Origin of the sequence: Amycolatopsis camponoti (genome assembly GCF_902497555.1) — a bacterium.
GTDB lineage: Bacteria > Actinomycetota > Actinomycetes > Mycobacteriales > Pseudonocardiaceae > Amycolatopsis > Amycolatopsis camponoti.
On the sequence record NZ_CABVGP010000001.1, the window covers coordinates 4007223 to 4022028 of the forward strand.

Consider the following 14806-nt stretch of genomic DNA (forward strand, 5'->3'; position numbering starts at 1 on the left):
ATGCCCGGTTCGGTCTTCACCTTCTACTCGTTCAAGGGCGGCGTCGGGCGCAGCTTCACCCTGGCGAACATCGCGGTGCTGCTGGCGCGCTGGGGGAACCGCGTGCTGTGCCTCGACTGGGACCTGGAGGCCCCCGGGCTCGGCGACTACTTCCGGCCGCGCCTGGCGGCCGCGCCCACCAGCGGCGTCGTGGACCTCGTCGACGACTTCCGCGAGGGCCGCTTCGAACCCTCGGCGCACGCCGTCCGGCTGACCGGCCTCGGCGAGCTCGACTTCGTCGCCGCGGGCCGCGACGACCCGGACTACGTCGGGCAGCTGCAGAAGATCGACTGGGAAGAGCTGTACGTCGACGGCTTCGGGGACTACCTCGAGCGGTGCCGCGAGCACTGGACGGCCCACTACGACTTCGTGCTCATCGACAGCCGGACCGGGATCTCCGACATCGGCGGGATCTGCACCGCCCACCTGCCGGACCACCTGGTCGCGGTCTACACGGCGAACTTCCAGAGCGTCCGCGGCGCGGTCGACGTCGCCCGGCGGGCGGACGTCGCGCGCAACCGGCTCCCGTTCGACCGGCCGAGGCTCAGCGTGGTGCCGGTGCTGTCGCGGTTCGACAACCGCGAGGAGTACGACCGCTCGGAGACCTGGCGGAAGATGTGCGTCGACGAGACGGCGCACCTCTACCGCAACTGGCTCGACCAGGCGGTCACGGTCGACGCGATGTCCCGGCACCTGACCATGCCTTACGTCTCGTACTGGACGTTCGGGGAGCAGCTGCCGGTTCTCGCCGAGGAGACGCCCAGCGCCGACCAGATCGGGTTCGCGCTGGAGACGGTCGCGGCGGTGGTCGCGCACCGGCTGGATCGCACGGACCTGCTGGCGCGCAACCGCGACGCGTACGTCGGCGCGGTGCGGGACAGCCGCCGGGAGTTCGGCCGGGATCTGCGGGTCAGCATTCCCCGGGGCGCGCAGACGGTGGCGAACGAACTGGTCGTCGAGCTGGAACGGCGCGGCGTGAAAGTGGTGAGGTCGCTCTCGGGCGATCGTTCGCTGCTCGAGCGACCCGAGGACGAGGCGAAGCACCTGTGCCTGATCGTCGACGGCAAGGTGAGCCGCTGGCAGTCGGCCGAAGTCGAGCTGTTCTTCCACCAGACCCTCGGCCAGGACCGGCGCGTCATCCCGGTGCTGACGCCGGGCACGCACCCGAACACGTTCCCAGCGCACGTCGGGACGCTGCGCTACCTCCGGCTGAGCTCGTCCCACGGTCCGGCGGAGGTGGCCCGCGACCTGGTCGACCAGCTGAGGGGCTTCACGCCGCTGGTCGAACCGGAGGAAGAGCCCAAGCTCCCCGCCCTGCTGCGGCAGGCGCTCACGGCCCGGCTGCGCCCCGCGCGGTGGGACCTCGTCGACGAGCTGGTCGACGCCTTGAGCGTGACCGTCGGGGCCGGCGACGACGTGCGGACGAACGAGCTCGCGGTCGACCTGGCGGTGGCGATCAAGCCCCGTCCCCCGAACGGCACCGGGCAGCAGGCGGTCCCGGAGCAGACCCGGAGGACCGTCGACTGGCTCCTGCGCGTCCTCGAAACCCGCGCGCAAACCCCGACGCAGCACCCGAACCACCGGAAGGATCTCGGATGACCGACCGCTTGGGACACAAGCAGACCGCCGCGATGTTCACGCTGATGGTGCTGGGCCGGGAGGTGCCCAACCAGGAACTGCAGGAAGTCGTGGGGTTCACGCTCACCGGCAAGGACCGCACGACCCTGAACGGGCTCGGGTACGTCGACAGCGAACCGTCCGGGCCGCGGAAGAGCTTCGTGCACGTGCTGACCGACAGCGGCTGGGGCTGGTGCGAGAAGGAGCTGGCGGCCGACGGTCCGCCGCCTCCCCGGGGGCAGAGCACCCTGGCGTCGGCGTTGTACGTCCTGCTCGGCGGCTTGAACGACTTCCTCCAGCGCGAGAACAAGCGGCTGTTCCACGTCTTCGGCCCGGCCGTGGCGCCGTCCGGTGCCGGACCGATCGTCGAAGAGATCCCGCAAGGCACTCTCGAGGAGCGTATCCGCGCCGCTTACCGCGAGCTGGTGCGGGAACCGCGTGGCTGGGTCGGGCTGGTGGACCTGCGCCCGAAGCTCGGCGCGCCCGCCGCGGAGGTCGACGCTGTGCTCAAGGAGCTGAGCCGCGCCGGCAAGGTGCACCTCGTGCCGGAGGACAACCGCAAGGCGCTCACCGCGGCCGACCACGAGGCGGCGATCCGCATCGGCGGTGAGGACAACCACCTGCTCTCGATCGAGGCGTTGTGATGGACGAGCTCGCGGCGCTGGCGGCATTGAGCTTCGACTGGGCCGATACCCCCGATCACGTCTGGCGGGACTCGCCGTATCACGTCGACGGCTTGCACGCGGACGCCATCGCCGCGATCGACTCGGGCATCCGCGATGCCGTGACCAGCGACGGACCGAGCCCGATCGGGCTCGTCCTGCGCGGACTGAAGGGCGTCGGCAAGACCCATCTCCTGGGCCTCGTCCGGCGTCAGGTGCACCGCGCGCGGGGGTACTTCTTCCTCGATGACGTCACCGCGGCCGAGGCGTTCTGGGAGAACACGGCCGAAGCGTTGCGCCGTGGGCTGGCCCGCCCGGACGATTCGGGCGAGTCGCAGCTGAAGAGCTTTCTGCTGCGTGTCTGCCTGCGTGCGCACATCAACGCCGAAGTCACGGCGACGATCCGGCGCGGCCGCGGGTTGACCGCGGAGCACGTCGAGGCGTTCATCGACGGATTGGCGACCCTCGACGAGATGGTCGCCGACGAATGCGGAGATACCGCACGCGCCCTGGTCCTGATCGCCAGCCGCGACCGGGGCGCCAAGTACATCGGCGAAGACTTCCTGGACGGGGACGAGCAGCTCACGCCGGAGGCCCGGCAGTGGAATATCTACTCACGGCCGAAACCTGCCCGTGTTCTCGTGCAGGAGATCACCCGCCTGCTCGCCCTGACCGGGCCGGTCGTGATCGCGGTCGATCAGCTCGACACCCTCATCGCCCGGTCCGCCCAGCGCACGCAGGAAATTGGGGACAGCGCCGAGGAAAACCTGCTGGTGGCGCAGATCGCCGACGGACTCATGGGACTGCGCGAAGTCACCCACAAGACCCTGACTGTGTTGACTTGCTTGCCCAGCACGTGGAATCAGATCAGGGACAAGGCAGCCGGGACCGTGCCCGACCGCTTTCGCGAGTCGATGACGCTCGGCCGGATCCTCGACGCCGAGGTCGGCCGGGCGCTGGTGGCGAAGCGGCTGGGAGTGGCTTACGAGGCCATGGGATTCACGCCACCGCACCCGACCTGGCCCGTCGCGCCGGTGGCGTTCGCGGCTCCGTGGGAGCAGTGGACTCCGCGGCAGCTGCTCAAGCGCATCGGCGCGCACATCGAACTCTGCCTGCGTGCCGGGTACGCCCAGGAGCTCACCTCCTTCGACGAGAAGATCGTCGTACCCGTGGCCCCGGTGCGGACGACGGCGGAGACCGACCGGTTCGCCGACCTCGACACCGAATTCGAGAAGCTGCAGGCGGAAGCGGAACCCGAGAAGCTGCTCGCCGAGAAGGCCGTGGACAAGGCGATGCCCGATCTTCTCTCCGCGGCCTTGCGCTGCTGGGTCACCGAAGTCGGCGACGACGACATGGAGTGGTCGTGCGAGCGTCAGAACGGGCGCAGCGAAGTGCACGCCTGGCTGACCCGGACCCTCGACGAGGCCGCGGACCTGCAGGAGCACTGGGCGTTCCGGGTGATCGCGGCCCGGGATCCGCGGGCGGCGCTGAGCCGGTTCCGCAAGGCCCGTTCCGCGGCGGGGCAGCTGCAGGGGGCCGCCAACCGCCACCTCGTGATCCTCCGGGACGCCTGGGGACGCGGGGCCAAGACCCGCGAAGAGGTCGCGAAGTTCAAGGCCGCCGGCGGCAAGACGATCCGGCTCACCGAAGCGGATGCGCGGACCTTCTGGGCGTTGCAGAAGATGCTCGGGACCGGCGGTCGCGAGCTGCACGAGTGGCTGATCGACCGGCGACCGGCGAGCCGGTCGGACCTGTTGTCCGCCGTCCTGCCGGAGAAGCCGTCGGGGCAGCCCGCCGAAGGGACCCATCCGCCGCCGGCGACGCTGGTGACGCCGCCGGTGGCCGTGCCCGCACCGCCGGCCGAAGGGGAGATCACGCTCGGTGCCGTCGTCGGTTCGGGGGAGCCCGTGCGGGTCGCGCTTTCCGCGCTGCGCAAGCACGCCGCCGTCTTCGCCGGGTCCGGTTCGGGGAAGACCGTGCTGCTCCGGCGGATCGTGGAGGAGTGCGCTCTGCTGGGGGTCTCCGCGATCGTCCTGGACCCGAACAACGACCTCGCACGGCTCGGGGACGCCTGGCCCACCCCGCCCGACGGCTGGGGGCCCGACGACGCCCAGCTCGCGAAGCGGTACCTGGCCGAAACCGACGTCGTCGTCTGGACACCCGGCCGGGCGACCGGGCGGCCGCTGGCCTTCCAGCCGCTGCCGGACTTCGCCGGCGTCCTCGACGACTCCGACGAGTTCGCCGCGGCCGTGGAGGTGGCCGTGGCGACACTGGCGCCGCAGGCGCGGCTCACCGGGACCACGGCGAAGACGAACATCGGCCTCGCGGTGCTGCGACAGGCGGTCGTCCGGCACGCGCGGACCGGCTCGCGCAGCCTGCCCGGGCTGATCGACCTGCTGACCGATCTGCCCGAGGACGTCAGCAACCTCAACGACGCCCCGCGCATCGCGGCCGGCCTGGCCGAGGTGCTGAAGGCGGCGATGGTCAACGACCCGCTGTTCGCGGGCGGCGGCGAGCCGGTCGATCCGGGCGTCCTGCTCACTCCCGCCTCCGGCAAGCGCGCGCGGGTTTCGGTGATCAGCTTCGTCGGCCTGCAGGCCGACGAGCAGCGGCAGAACTTCGTCAACCAGCTGCAGATGGAGCTGTTCGCCTGGATCAAGCGCAACCCGGCGGGCGACCGGCCGCTGGGTGCGCTGTTCGTGATGGACGAAGCCCAGACGATGGCGTCGTCGGGGAGCTTGACGGCGAGTACGCGCAGCACGATCGTGCTCGCCTCGCAGGCCCGCAAGTACGGGTTGGGCCTGCTGTTCGCCACCCAGGCGCCGAAGGGATTGCACAACCAGGTGGTCGGCAATGCGATGACGCAGTTCTTCGGCCGCCTGAACAGCCCGGCCCAGATCGCGGCGGCCAACGAGCTGGCGCGCGCCAAGGGAAGCCCGGTCGCGGACATCTCGCGGTTGGAGCGGGCGCAGTTCTACGTGGCGGGGGAGGCGTTCGGGTTCCGCCAGGTGGCGACGCCGCTGTGCCTGTCCCACCACCCGGCCAGCCCGTTGCGGCTGGAGGAGGTGATCACCCGGGCCCGCGGTGAGGAGACGTAGGCGACGCCGCGACGGGGGGCCGCGGCGTCGCCTCACTTCACGCGTGGCGGAAACACAAGGTGCCCCACTGGAAACCCGCTCCGATCGACGACACCACGTACGTGTCCCCGGGACGGACCGCGTCCGCGCCGAACCGCTCGTGCAGTGCCGTGAACACGCCCGCCGAACCCGTGTTGCCCAGGCTCTCCACCGTGATCGGCGCCCGGGAGTGGGGGATGCCGAGCTTGTCCAGGGCCGCCGTGATGATGTTCAGGTTGGCCTGGTGGAGGAACACGTGCGTGATCTCCTCCACCGGGACCCCCGCGTTGTCCGTCGCGCGCAGGATGCTGTCCGGGAGGCAGCGCGTCGCCGTGTTCCAGACCGATCGGCCGTTCATCTTCAGGTACTCGCCCGCCGCCGGGATTTCGACGTCGTACGACAGTTCCGAGCCGAAGTCCCAGCCCAGGAGGCCGCCCTGGGGTGCCGACGCACGCGTGAGGACCGCCGCGCCCGCCGCGTCGCCGAAGAACACCCTGGTCGTGCGGTCCCGCGGGTCCGTCACGCGGGACGCGCAGTCCGCCGCCACCACCAGGACGGTCCGGGCCGCCGACGTCTGGAGCAGGTGCGCCGCCAGGAACAGCGCCTGGACGCCGTTGGCGCACGCCGCCTGCGTGACGTCCAGGGTCAGCGCGCGTTCCGCGCCCAGCAGTTCCTTGACGATCAGCGCCGTCGACGGCAGCGGCTGGTCGGCGGTGTAGGTCCCGACGATGATCGCGTCGAGGTCGCGGGCCGTGACGCCGGCCGCGGCCAGCGCCGGTCGGGCGGCCGCCGCGCACATGTCCGACGTCGCCCGGTCCGGCGCGAGGCGGCGGCGGACGCGGATGCCGGTGCGGCTGACGATCCACTCGTCGGAGGTGTCCAATGTCGACGCGAGCTCGGCGTTGGTGACGACCTCCGGTGGCAGGTGGACGCCGGTGCCCGCGATCGCGACCGGAACGGACAGGGCGTTCACCGCGCACCTCCGGCGTAGACGTTCCGCGACGGGTGCAGCTGCTGCTCGAGGTCGGTGTAGAACCGGCCGGACTCGCACGGCTTGCCGAGCAGGATGCGGCGCGCCGCCTCGCCGCACAGTGCCCCGCCGAGCGCGACGCCGGACGCGAGCTGCGGCCAGCTGCTGAGCGTGCGGCCCAGCTCGCCGAACGACGCGGCCAGTTCCGGGCTGATCCGGCCGGCGTCCACCATCGCGAGGATCAGGTCCACCTTCTCCTGGTGGCCGAGCTCCAGCAGGTCGACGGACTTCACGTCGCCGAGCAGCCCGTGCAGCAGCGGCCGGTCGGGCTCGGTGTCGAACCGCTCGACGTCGAGCATGCCGCGGTCGTTGCAGTCCATCACGACCGGGATGCCGAGGTCGCGCGCGTACTCGCGGGCCGCGATCTTCACCCACGGCGTGTCGCACTCCTCGACGAGCAGGTCGATCCCGCCGCGGAAGAACTCGTCGATGGTGTCCGGGTTCAGGCCGTCGCGCTGGATCTCGATGTCGAGGTACGGGTCGATCTCGGCCATCTGGCGCGCCGACAGCACCGCCTTGTTGACGCCGAGGTCGTGCACCCCTCCGCGCAGCCGGTTCAGGTTCGACAGCCCGAAGTCGTCGAAGTCGGCCAGCTGGTACGCGCCGCCGATGCCTTCCAGCGCGAACGTCAGCGCCGCGCTGTTGCCGACCGACAGGCCGATGATCCCGATCCGCTTGCCGAACAGCCGGCGCTGCTCGGGCCGCTCGATCCGGCCGCGGTTGCGGTCCGTGCGCACCAGGCGGAACTCTTCGCGGGGCAGCACGTGCACGAGCCGGCCGGACCACGGGTACCAGGCCCAGGTTCCGTACGCCCACGGCGGAACGCCGTCGAGCTGGTCGGCTTTGAGGCGGTCGATCTCGGCCGCGTCGCGGCACGCGGGTTCGCGGCTGCGGACCAGCTCGGTCAGCTGGTCGTCGATCGTGTCGTGGACCTCGCGGACGTCCCCGGAGGCCAGCAACGCGGTCAGCGTGTCCGCGCTGTGGAGCACCGGCTGCCAGACGTCGCGGTCCGGCGCCGGCGCGTCGGCCAGGGTGACCGGCGCGGCGCGGACGGCCTGCGGCGCGGCGACCACGGGCGTCGCGCCGGCGGCGGCGATGACGGGGAACTCGTCCCGCAGCCGGGTGACGAGGTCGTGGTGGCGCCCGGCGCCGCCGGCCACGCGGTGCAGCATGATCACGACGTCTTCGGTGTACTGCGGGACATAGCGGCGCGTCCCGGGCACGGGCCGGAAGCCGAACCGCTCGTGGAAGCGGTCCTGGCCGTCCTTCGTGCCGGACGTGCCGACCATCGCCCGGGCGCCGAGGTGGTGGGCGGCGCCGACGGCGAGCGCGTTGAGGTACTGGCCCAGTCCCAGTTTCCGGGCGCGGTGCTCGACCACCAGCCTGCTGTGCTCGAACACGTCCGCCTCCGAGAGCCCTTCGGCGGCCAGCAGTTCCTCGTAGCGTTCGTCGCCGAGGAACTCGCGCGACTGGTACGGCACGCCGGCGTCCGGCGTGGACAGCCGGATGTACCCGAGCGGCGGCCCGGCGGGGCTTCGGCGGGCGATGAAGTGCCACGCGCCGAAGTCGAGGGCCTGGTCGTCGACGTGGGTGCCGTCGGCACGGCGGAAGTCCGGCCGGCGGCCGTGGTCGAACAGGATCCGCGCGCGGAGCTCACGGACGGCGTCGAGGGGCGAACGGTCGCCGCGGAAAGCGGTGACGTGCCAGTCCGGCGTGGCCGACTCCGCGCCGGGGTGGTTCAGGTGGGTCAAGTCGAGCCTTTTCTCCAGGAGGTGCGGGCGGAGGTCGCCCGGAAGCGGCCGGGCCGGACGGCGTGGTCCGGACCAGGGCGGGCGAACAGTAGCAGCGGCCGCCGGCCCCGGCCCGATGGTGCGACAGCGCCTGCGCACGGCCGGGAAATCCTTTACCGGGGACGAAATTGACGCGCGGTGATTTCGCGTGCCCGCGAATGATGAAGATCGACAACGGTTTTCCACTCGATGGGGTGGCGGGCCGTTCCGGACGGCGATGAGCGCGCCGACCGGCGCCCGGTGGCTCACGACGAGTCTTCACCCCGGCGGGGGAGAGATCATCTCGCCGGCTGGTCGATTCGGACGTCTCCCGTTCGACGCACTGGTGACGACGACACGGAGGAAGCGATGACCGGACCGATCAGGCTGTACATGACGATGTCGCTCGACGGCTTCGTGGCGGGGCCGGACGACCGGCCGGGCCAGGAGATGGGACGCGGCGGCTTCCGGCTGTTCGACTGGCTCGACGACCGCGACGGCGACGGGCCGAGCGGTCAGGTCTACGCCGAAGCGACGGCGACCGGCGCGCTGATCTCCGGCCGGCGGACGTTCGAGCTGGCCGGCCGCTGGGGCGGCGATCACCACGACGGCGTCCCGATCCACGTGCTGACCCACCACGTCGACCCGTCCGACGTGCCGCCCGGGAGCGCGCGGTTCTACACGGATGTGGTGGCGTGCGCGGAAGAAGCGCGCGAGGCGGCGGGCGACCGCGGGGTCATGGTCCACGGCGCGGGGGCCGCGCAGGCGTTGCTGAAAGCGGGACTGCTGGACGAGCTGGAGCTGCACGTGGTGCCGGTGCTGCTCGGCGGCGGCCGCCGGTTGTTCGCCGACGGGGACCAGGTCGAGCTGGACCTGGTGCGGCAGCTGGCGGATCGCGGCGTACTCCACCTGCGGTACGCCGTGCGCCGGTGACGGGTGCTCGGTCCCGGGGGTGCCGCCCCGGGACCGAGCGGGCGGTCAGTCGGCGTCCGGGAAGTGGATGTCGGCGACGTGGACGTCCACGGAGGCGACCTCCAGGCCCAGGTAGTCTTCGACGGCTTCGACCAGCTGGACGCGGATCTGCTCGGCCAGCGCCTTGACCGCGCGCCCGAACTCGACCACCAGCGTGACGGCGATCGTGGCGACCTCGCCTTCGACCTCGACGGAGGTGCCGGCCTCGTCGAGCTCGTACACGCCTTCGGCCTTGCGGGCGACGCGGATGACGATCTTGGACACGACACCGTCGGCGACGGTGGTGCTGCCGCGGTTGCCCGCGGCGGGCCGGGAACCGGCTTCTTCGGCCACAGGGGCCTCTTCGGTGGCGACCGCCACCGGCGCCTCCTCGGCGACCTCGGTCTCCTCCGCGACAGCTTCATCGGCGGTCTCGGCGGAATCGGTGTCCTCGTCGGACTCTTCGTCCGCGACCGCTTCGTCGGTGACGTCCTCTTCGGTCTCGGTCTCGGCCTCGACGGAGTCGGTGTCCTCGGTGGCGTCGTCGTCAGCGGAGTCGTCGGCTTCGTCCACGTCGGTCGTCTCGTCGACGGCGTCTTCGGTCTCGGTGGTGGTGTCCTCGGCCGGCTCGACCGTCTCGGTCTCGGTGGCGTCCACGGTCTCCGTGGCGGCGGTGCCGTAGCCGTAACCTTCTGAACTGGGCGTTTCGTTCTGGGCGCGACCGAAGATGCTGTTGATGACGTCGGACATGTTTTCCCCTTTTCGGGAGCGACGACTGCGGATGGGGACGAGCGGAGACGGCGACACTATAGGGGTACGGAGCATGATCCCCGTCACAGACCCCCGGGTTCGAGACTCGCTTGTGTCCCAACAGATATCCGGCGCGTGACAACGCTCTCCGGGTTGACTGGACCTGTGATCACGGTCCGTCAGACCGGGGTGAGCGATCAGTGATGCCGACGCGGAAATGACGTCCAGGAATTGTCCACTTTCCGGCCAGTGGGCATTCCGTCAGTCATTCCGGAATAGCCCGGCGGGAACGCTCGTGCCCAAAGCGCGATACCCCGCCGGGTTCAGGTGCAGGTGGTCGCCGACGTCGTAGGCGGGCAGCAGCCGGGCCGGGGCTGCCGGGTCGCGGACCACGCGGTCGAAGTCCAGGACCGCGTCGAAGTGACCGCGGATCCACGTGTTCACCGATGTCCGGGCCGCCTCGCGTTCCGGGGAGTCGTAGCCGGAGTTGCCGCCGAACGGGGTCAGTGTCGCGCCGTACACCTGGATGCCGGCCGCGTGGGCGCGGGTCAGGATCTGGTCGTACGCGTCGATCAGGTCGGCCGCCGTGGACGCCGCCGCCTCGGGGGCCGCCGTGCCGAGGTCGTTGATCCCCTCGAACACGATCGCCCGCGAAACCCCGCTCTGAGCCAGCAGATCGCGGTCCAAGCGGGCCAGGACGTTCGGGCCGAGACCGTCCTGCAGCACCCGGTTGCCGCCCGCGGCCTGGTTGACCACCGCGGACGAAAGCCGCGACGCCAGGACGTCGGGCCAGCGGTCGTTGCCGTTGGTCGTCGAACCGCGGCCGTCGGACAGCGAATCGCCGATCACCGCCACCGCCGGTGCGGGGGACAGGACCTCGATGCCGCTCAGGAAGTACCAGTGGTCCACCGGCGTCGCGCCGGTCAGGTCCGCGGCGGCCACCTGGTCGCCCGGCACCAGGTACGACGTCGTGCGGGAGCCCGGGTGGGACGTGATCGACAGCGATCCCTGGCCGTGCGCCAGGTACGCCGTCACCGTGATGTTCTCGAAGGGACGCACCGGGAACGGCAGCGGGTCCGATACCACCTGCGCGCCCACCGGGACCGTCGTCGACGGCTTGCCGTGGAACGTCACCGGCAGCACGCTGCCGGGCACCACCGCCGAAACCCCCGCGCGCCCGTCGAGCGGCCGCGCGACCGTGACGGCCGAAAGGGGCAGCGGCGCCCCGCCGAAGGCGTTCGAGAACCGCAGGCGGATCCGGGGCCCGCCGGCCGACACGTGCGCCGTCTGCCGCAGGGAAGCGTTGTCCAGCACCCGGTCGGCGCCCGTGTACGGCGCCGGCGGCAGGTTCGACGGCTCGGTCAGCTGCGGCATCGACGTCCACGTCGCGACCCAGTGCGACGCGGGCGGGCGCCCGGACGCACCCACGAACAACGCGGTCAAGACGGCCAGGACGACGACCAGCGAAGTCCGTCTCACGACCCGAACTCCGGCGCCAGGACGCGGTCGAAGCCGACGTGACGGCGTGACCCGGTGAGCGTGCAGTGCAGGGTCGCGACGAACTGCTCGCTCGAAGTCCCGACGCGCAGTTCGACGTCGCCGGGGTCGACCAGGCGCCGGCCGTCCCGGCCCGTGTACGACGTCAGGTCCGCGTGCAGGCCGATGTCGACGACGACCGTCGCGCCCGGCTCCAGCGAGACCCGGCGGGCCGCGATCAGCTGGCGCTCGGGGCGCGCGACCTCCGCCACCGGGTCGTGCAGGTACACCTGGACGACCTCCGACGCGGGCCGGGAGTGGTCGTTGCGCAGGGTCACCCGGACCCGGCACACGCCGTCGGTCGGCCACAGGGAACCCGTCGCGCTCACGTCGACCCAGGTCACCGGCGCGTACGACAGCCCGTGGCCGAACGGGAACAGCGCCGTCGGGTCGACCGTGCTCACCTCGCTGCGGCGGCCGAGCGGCGCGGCGAGGTACGTCGAGGGCTGGCTCGCGCCGGCCGCCGGGAAGCTCACCGGCAGCCGGCCCGACGGGTCGATCCGTCCACTGAGGACACCTTCGAGTGCCGGAGCGCCCTCTTCGCCGGGGTAGAAACCGCAGATCACCGCGGCCAGCCGGTCGATCTGCCGCGAAAGCTCGTACGGGCGCCCGGAGAGCAGGACCAGCACGACCGGCTTGCCGGTGGCCAGCAGAGCTTCCAGCAACTCCTCCTGACGGCCCGGCAGCCGCAGGTCGGGCGCGTCGCAGCCTTCCCCGGACGTCCCGCCGCCGAACAGGCCCGCCCGGTCACCCAGGACGGCCACGCAGACGGACGCGTCGGCGCAAGCCGCCACCGCTTCCTCGATCCCGGCGTCGTCCCCGCCGACGACCGGGCAGCCCAGCGCGTACGTGACGTCGAAGGACGACCGCAGCGCCTCCGCCACCGTCGGCACCGTGACGCCGAACGGGACGTCCGGGTGGTGGACGCCGACGTGCAGCGGGAACGAGTAGCAGCCGAGCATCGCACCCGCCGTGTCGGCGCGCGGCCCGACGACGGCGACCCGGGCGCCGGGAGCCAGCGGCAGTGTCCCGTCGTTGTGCGCCAGCACGATCGACTTCTCGGCCACCTCGCGGGCGAGCGAGCGCGACGCGGCGTCGTCGAGGTCGACCTCCTCGGGCACCTCGGGTGCCCAGTCCGCGTCGAGCAGACCCAGTTCGCACTTCTGGCGCAGCACGCGCTCGAGGGCGCGGTCGACAGCGGCGGCGTCGACCGCGCCCCCTTCCACCGCGGCGAGCAGCGGCTCGCCGTAGCAGTCCATGGTGGGCAGCTCCACGTCGACGCCCGCGGTCAGCGCCTGCCCGGCCGCGTCGGCCCGGTCGGCCGCGACGCCGTGCAGCCGGTGCAGGAACGCCACGCCGAAGTAGTCGGCGACGACCGTGCCGGTGAAGCCGTAGGTGTCGCGCAGCAGGCCCGTCAGCAGCGTCGTATCGGCGGCGGCCGGCACGCCGTCGGTGTCGTTGTAGGCGCTCATCACCGACCGTGCGCCGGCGCGCAGCGCGAGCTCGAACGGCGGGAGCAGGACATCCGCGACCTCCCGCGGCCCGGCCGAAACCGGGGCCAGGTTGCGCCCGGCACGCGAGGCGGAGTACCCGACGAAGTGCTTCAACGTCGAGATCACGCCGGCCGACTCGAGCCCGGCGACGTACGCGCTGCCGATCGTGCCGACCAGGTACGGATCTTCGCCGATGGTCTCTTCGACGCGGCCCCACCGCAGGTCCCGCGCGACGTCGAGGACCGGCGCGAGGCCCTGGTGCACGCCCAGTCCCCGCATGGTCTGCCCGATCCGCGCTGCCATCCGGCGCACCAGGTCCGGGTCGAACGTCGCACCCCAGGACAGCGGCGCCGGGTAGATCGTCGCCTGCCACGCGGCCAGCCCGGTCAGGCATTCCTCGTGGACGAGGGCGGGGATGCCGAACCGGTTGCTGGAGACGATCTGGCGCTGCCTGCGCGCGAGGCTGTGCGCCCCGATCAGCGGGTCGACCGGGCGGGTGCCGAAGACGCGGGTCAGCTGCCCGATGCCGTGGCGGACCAGGTCGTCGAGGTCGACCGCGGCGTCGACGAAGTCGTGCTGGTGCGGCGCCATCTCCCCGCCGGCGTCGATGCCGACCCAGACGCCGTAGAGCTGGGCGAGCTTTTCGCGCAGCGTCATGCGCGCCATCAGGGCGCGGACGCGTTCGCCCGGGTCGGCCGCGGGGTCTCGCCACGGCTCGGGGGCCGCGGCAGGCTGCGTGGTCAAGGCTTTCCGCCCTTCGTCAGGAGGTGAGCTTCCGGGACGCGAAGCTTCCGGATGTCACAGGATCAGGAGAGGGCCCGGGTCGAGCTGCGCACCACCAGGCCGGTGTCGAGGGTGACGTGGGTGCGCTCGACCTCGTCGCCGTTGATCAACGCGATGAGCATGCGGATCGCCCGGTGGCCCATCTCGCGGATCGGCTGGTCCACTGTGGTCAGTGGCGGGCTGCAGAGCGCGGATTCGGGGACGTTGTCGAAACCGACCACGGAAAGGTCGTCGGGCACGGAAAGCCCCAGCTCGCGGGCCGCGCCGACGGTCGCGATGGCCGAGATGTCGTTCGCGGCGAACACCGCGGTGGGGCGGTCCGGGCCGGTCAGCAGGTCGTGCGCCGACGCCGCGGAAACCTCCGGGTCGTAGGCGCCGATCCGGATCAGGTTCTCGTCGGCCGGCACGCCCGCGGCGTCGAGGGCCCGCAGGTAGCCCGCCTTGCGCAGCGACGCCGATTCGAGGTCGGGGCGGCCGGCGAGGAAGGCGATCCGCCGGTGCCCCAGGTCGAGGAGGTGCTCGGTGGCCAGCTGCGCGCCGCGGAGGTTGTCCGAGTCGATGGTCGGCAGGTGTGACGGCCCGGTGTGCGGGTCGACCGCGACGACCGGCGTGCCGGGCACGGCTTCGAGCGAGACGGCGGGCGTGACGAGCACGGCGCCGTCGACGAGAGTGCCGGAAAGCCTGGACAGGTAACGCTTTTCCCAGCCCTTCGGGTCGCCGGTGCGCCCACCGGCGGAGTAGACGACGAGCTCGAACCCGCTGCCGCGGATGGCGTCCGCGGCGCCCTTGAGCAGCTCGGTGGAGAACGGTTCGAGGTCGGCGACCAGGATCCCGATCACGTTGGTCCGGTGGTTTCTCAGGCTCTGCGCCACGAGACTCGCTTCGTACCCGAGCTCTTCGATCACCGCGCGGACCTTCGCGAGCGTTGCGGCGGAGACGCCGTAGCGCTCGTTGATCACCTTGGAAACTGTGGCCACCGAGACGCCGGCATGGGCCGCGACGTCACGGATGGTCACCCTCGAACTGGGCTGCATGGGGCTCAGACTAGCCATGTAAAACG

The 14806-nt window shown here is 71.7% G+C and carries 10 protein-coding genes; 4 read left to right on the plus strand and 6 right to left on the minus strand.

Annotated features, from left to right (window positions below):
- From AA23TX_RS18925 to AA23TX_RS18935, 3 genes are read left to right on the plus strand one after another with little or no spacing between them, the layout of a single operon-like run.
- Positions 1 to 1638 carry a KGGVGR-motif variant AAA ATPase gene (locus AA23TX_RS18925; protein ID WP_155543820.1) on the plus strand — a complete coding sequence of 546 codons (1638 nt, stop codon included), beginning with the start codon at positions 1 to 3 and terminating at the stop codon, positions 1636 to 1638.
- The gene (locus AA23TX_RS18930; protein WP_155543821.1) at positions 1635 to 2300 is read left to right on the plus strand and encodes a hypothetical protein; all 666 of its coding nucleotides are present in this window, start codon (positions 1635 to 1637) and stop codon (positions 2298 to 2300) included. Before AA23TX_RS18925 ends, AA23TX_RS18930 begins: the two co-directional genes overlap by 4 nt.
- Positions 2300 to 5416, plus strand: coding sequence for an ATP-binding protein (locus AA23TX_RS18935; RefSeq protein ID WP_155543822.1), 3117 nt, complete (start codon positions 2300 to 2302; stop codon positions 5414 to 5416). Before AA23TX_RS18930 ends, AA23TX_RS18935 begins: the two co-directional genes overlap by 1 nt.
- Before the next feature lie 37 nt (positions 5417 to 5453).
- Here AA23TX_RS18935 and AA23TX_RS18940 read toward each other — a convergent pair whose 3' ends face one another.
- Positions 5454 to 6407 carry a 3-oxoacyl-ACP synthase III family protein gene (locus tag AA23TX_RS18940; RefSeq protein WP_155543823.1) on the minus strand — a complete coding sequence of 318 codons (954 nt, stop codon included), beginning with the start codon at positions 6405 to 6407 and terminating at the stop codon, positions 5454 to 5456.
- Positions 6404 to 8215 carry a ThiF family adenylyltransferase gene (locus tag AA23TX_RS18945; protein ID WP_155543824.1) on the minus strand — a complete coding sequence of 604 codons (1812 nt, stop codon included), beginning with the start codon at positions 8213 to 8215 and terminating at the stop codon, positions 6404 to 6406. Before AA23TX_RS18945 ends, AA23TX_RS18940 begins: the two co-directional genes overlap by 4 nt.
- 387 nt (positions 8216 to 8602) lie before the next feature.
- On the opposite strand from AA23TX_RS18945, the gene AA23TX_RS18950 reads away from it, so the two are divergent.
- On the plus strand, positions 8603 to 9166 hold the full coding sequence (locus AA23TX_RS18950; RefSeq protein ID WP_155543825.1) for a dihydrofolate reductase family protein: 564 nt from the start codon (positions 8603 to 8605) through the stop codon (positions 9164 to 9166).
- Positions 9167 to 9211: 45 nt separating this feature from the next.
- Here the strand turns inward: AA23TX_RS18950 and AA23TX_RS18955 are convergent, their stop codons facing one another.
- From AA23TX_RS18955 to AA23TX_RS18970, 4 genes are all read right to left on the minus strand, one after another.
- A complete protein-coding gene (locus AA23TX_RS18955; RefSeq protein ID WP_155543826.1) occupies positions 9212 to 9934 on the minus strand; it encodes an Asp23/Gls24 family envelope stress response protein in 723 nt (240 codons plus the stop codon).
- 261 nt (positions 9935 to 10195) lie between these two features.
- Positions 10196 to 11413, minus strand: a complete 1218-nt coding sequence (locus AA23TX_RS18960) for an SGNH/GDSL hydrolase family protein (RefSeq protein WP_230862566.1) — start codon at positions 11411 to 11413, stop codon at positions 10196 to 10198.
- Entirely contained in the window at positions 11410 to 13707 is a 2298-nt protein-coding gene (locus AA23TX_RS18965; RefSeq protein WP_155543827.1) for a beta-xylosidase/alpha-l-arabinosidase, read from the minus strand. Before AA23TX_RS18965 ends, AA23TX_RS18960 begins: the two co-directional genes overlap by 4 nt.
- Positions 13708 to 13769: 62 nt before the next feature.
- Positions 13770 to 14780, minus strand: a complete 1011-nt coding sequence (locus AA23TX_RS18970; protein WP_230862567.1) for a LacI family DNA-binding transcriptional regulator — start codon at positions 14778 to 14780, stop codon at positions 13770 to 13772.
- Positions 14781 to 14806: the final 26 nt, after the last annotated feature.

What these genes read in the sequence shown, in the direction of transcription:
- AA23TX_RS18925 (WP_155543820.1), top strand. Translation starts at nt 1, where the DNA reads ATGCCCGGTTCGGTCTTCACCTTCTACTCGTTCAAGGGCGGCGTCGGG.
- AA23TX_RS18930 (WP_155543821.1), top strand. Translation starts at nt 1,635, where the DNA reads ATGACCGACCGCTTGGGACACAAGCAGACCGCCGCGATGTTCACGCTG.
- AA23TX_RS18935 (WP_155543822.1), top strand. Translation starts at nt 2,300, where the DNA reads ATGGACGAGCTCGCGGCGCTGGCGGCATTGAGCTTCGACTGGGCCGAT.
- AA23TX_RS18950 (WP_155543825.1), top strand. Translation starts at nt 8,603, where the DNA reads ATGACCGGACCGATCAGGCTGTACATGACGATGTCGCTCGACGGCTTC.
- AA23TX_RS18955 (WP_155543826.1), bottom strand. Translation starts at nt 9,934, where the DNA reads ATGTCCGACGTCATCAACAGCATCTTCGGTCGCGCCCAGAACGAAACG.
- AA23TX_RS18970 (WP_230862567.1), bottom strand. Translation starts at nt 14,780, where the DNA reads ATGCAGCCCAGTTCGAGGGTGACCATCCGTGACGTCGCGGCCCATGCC.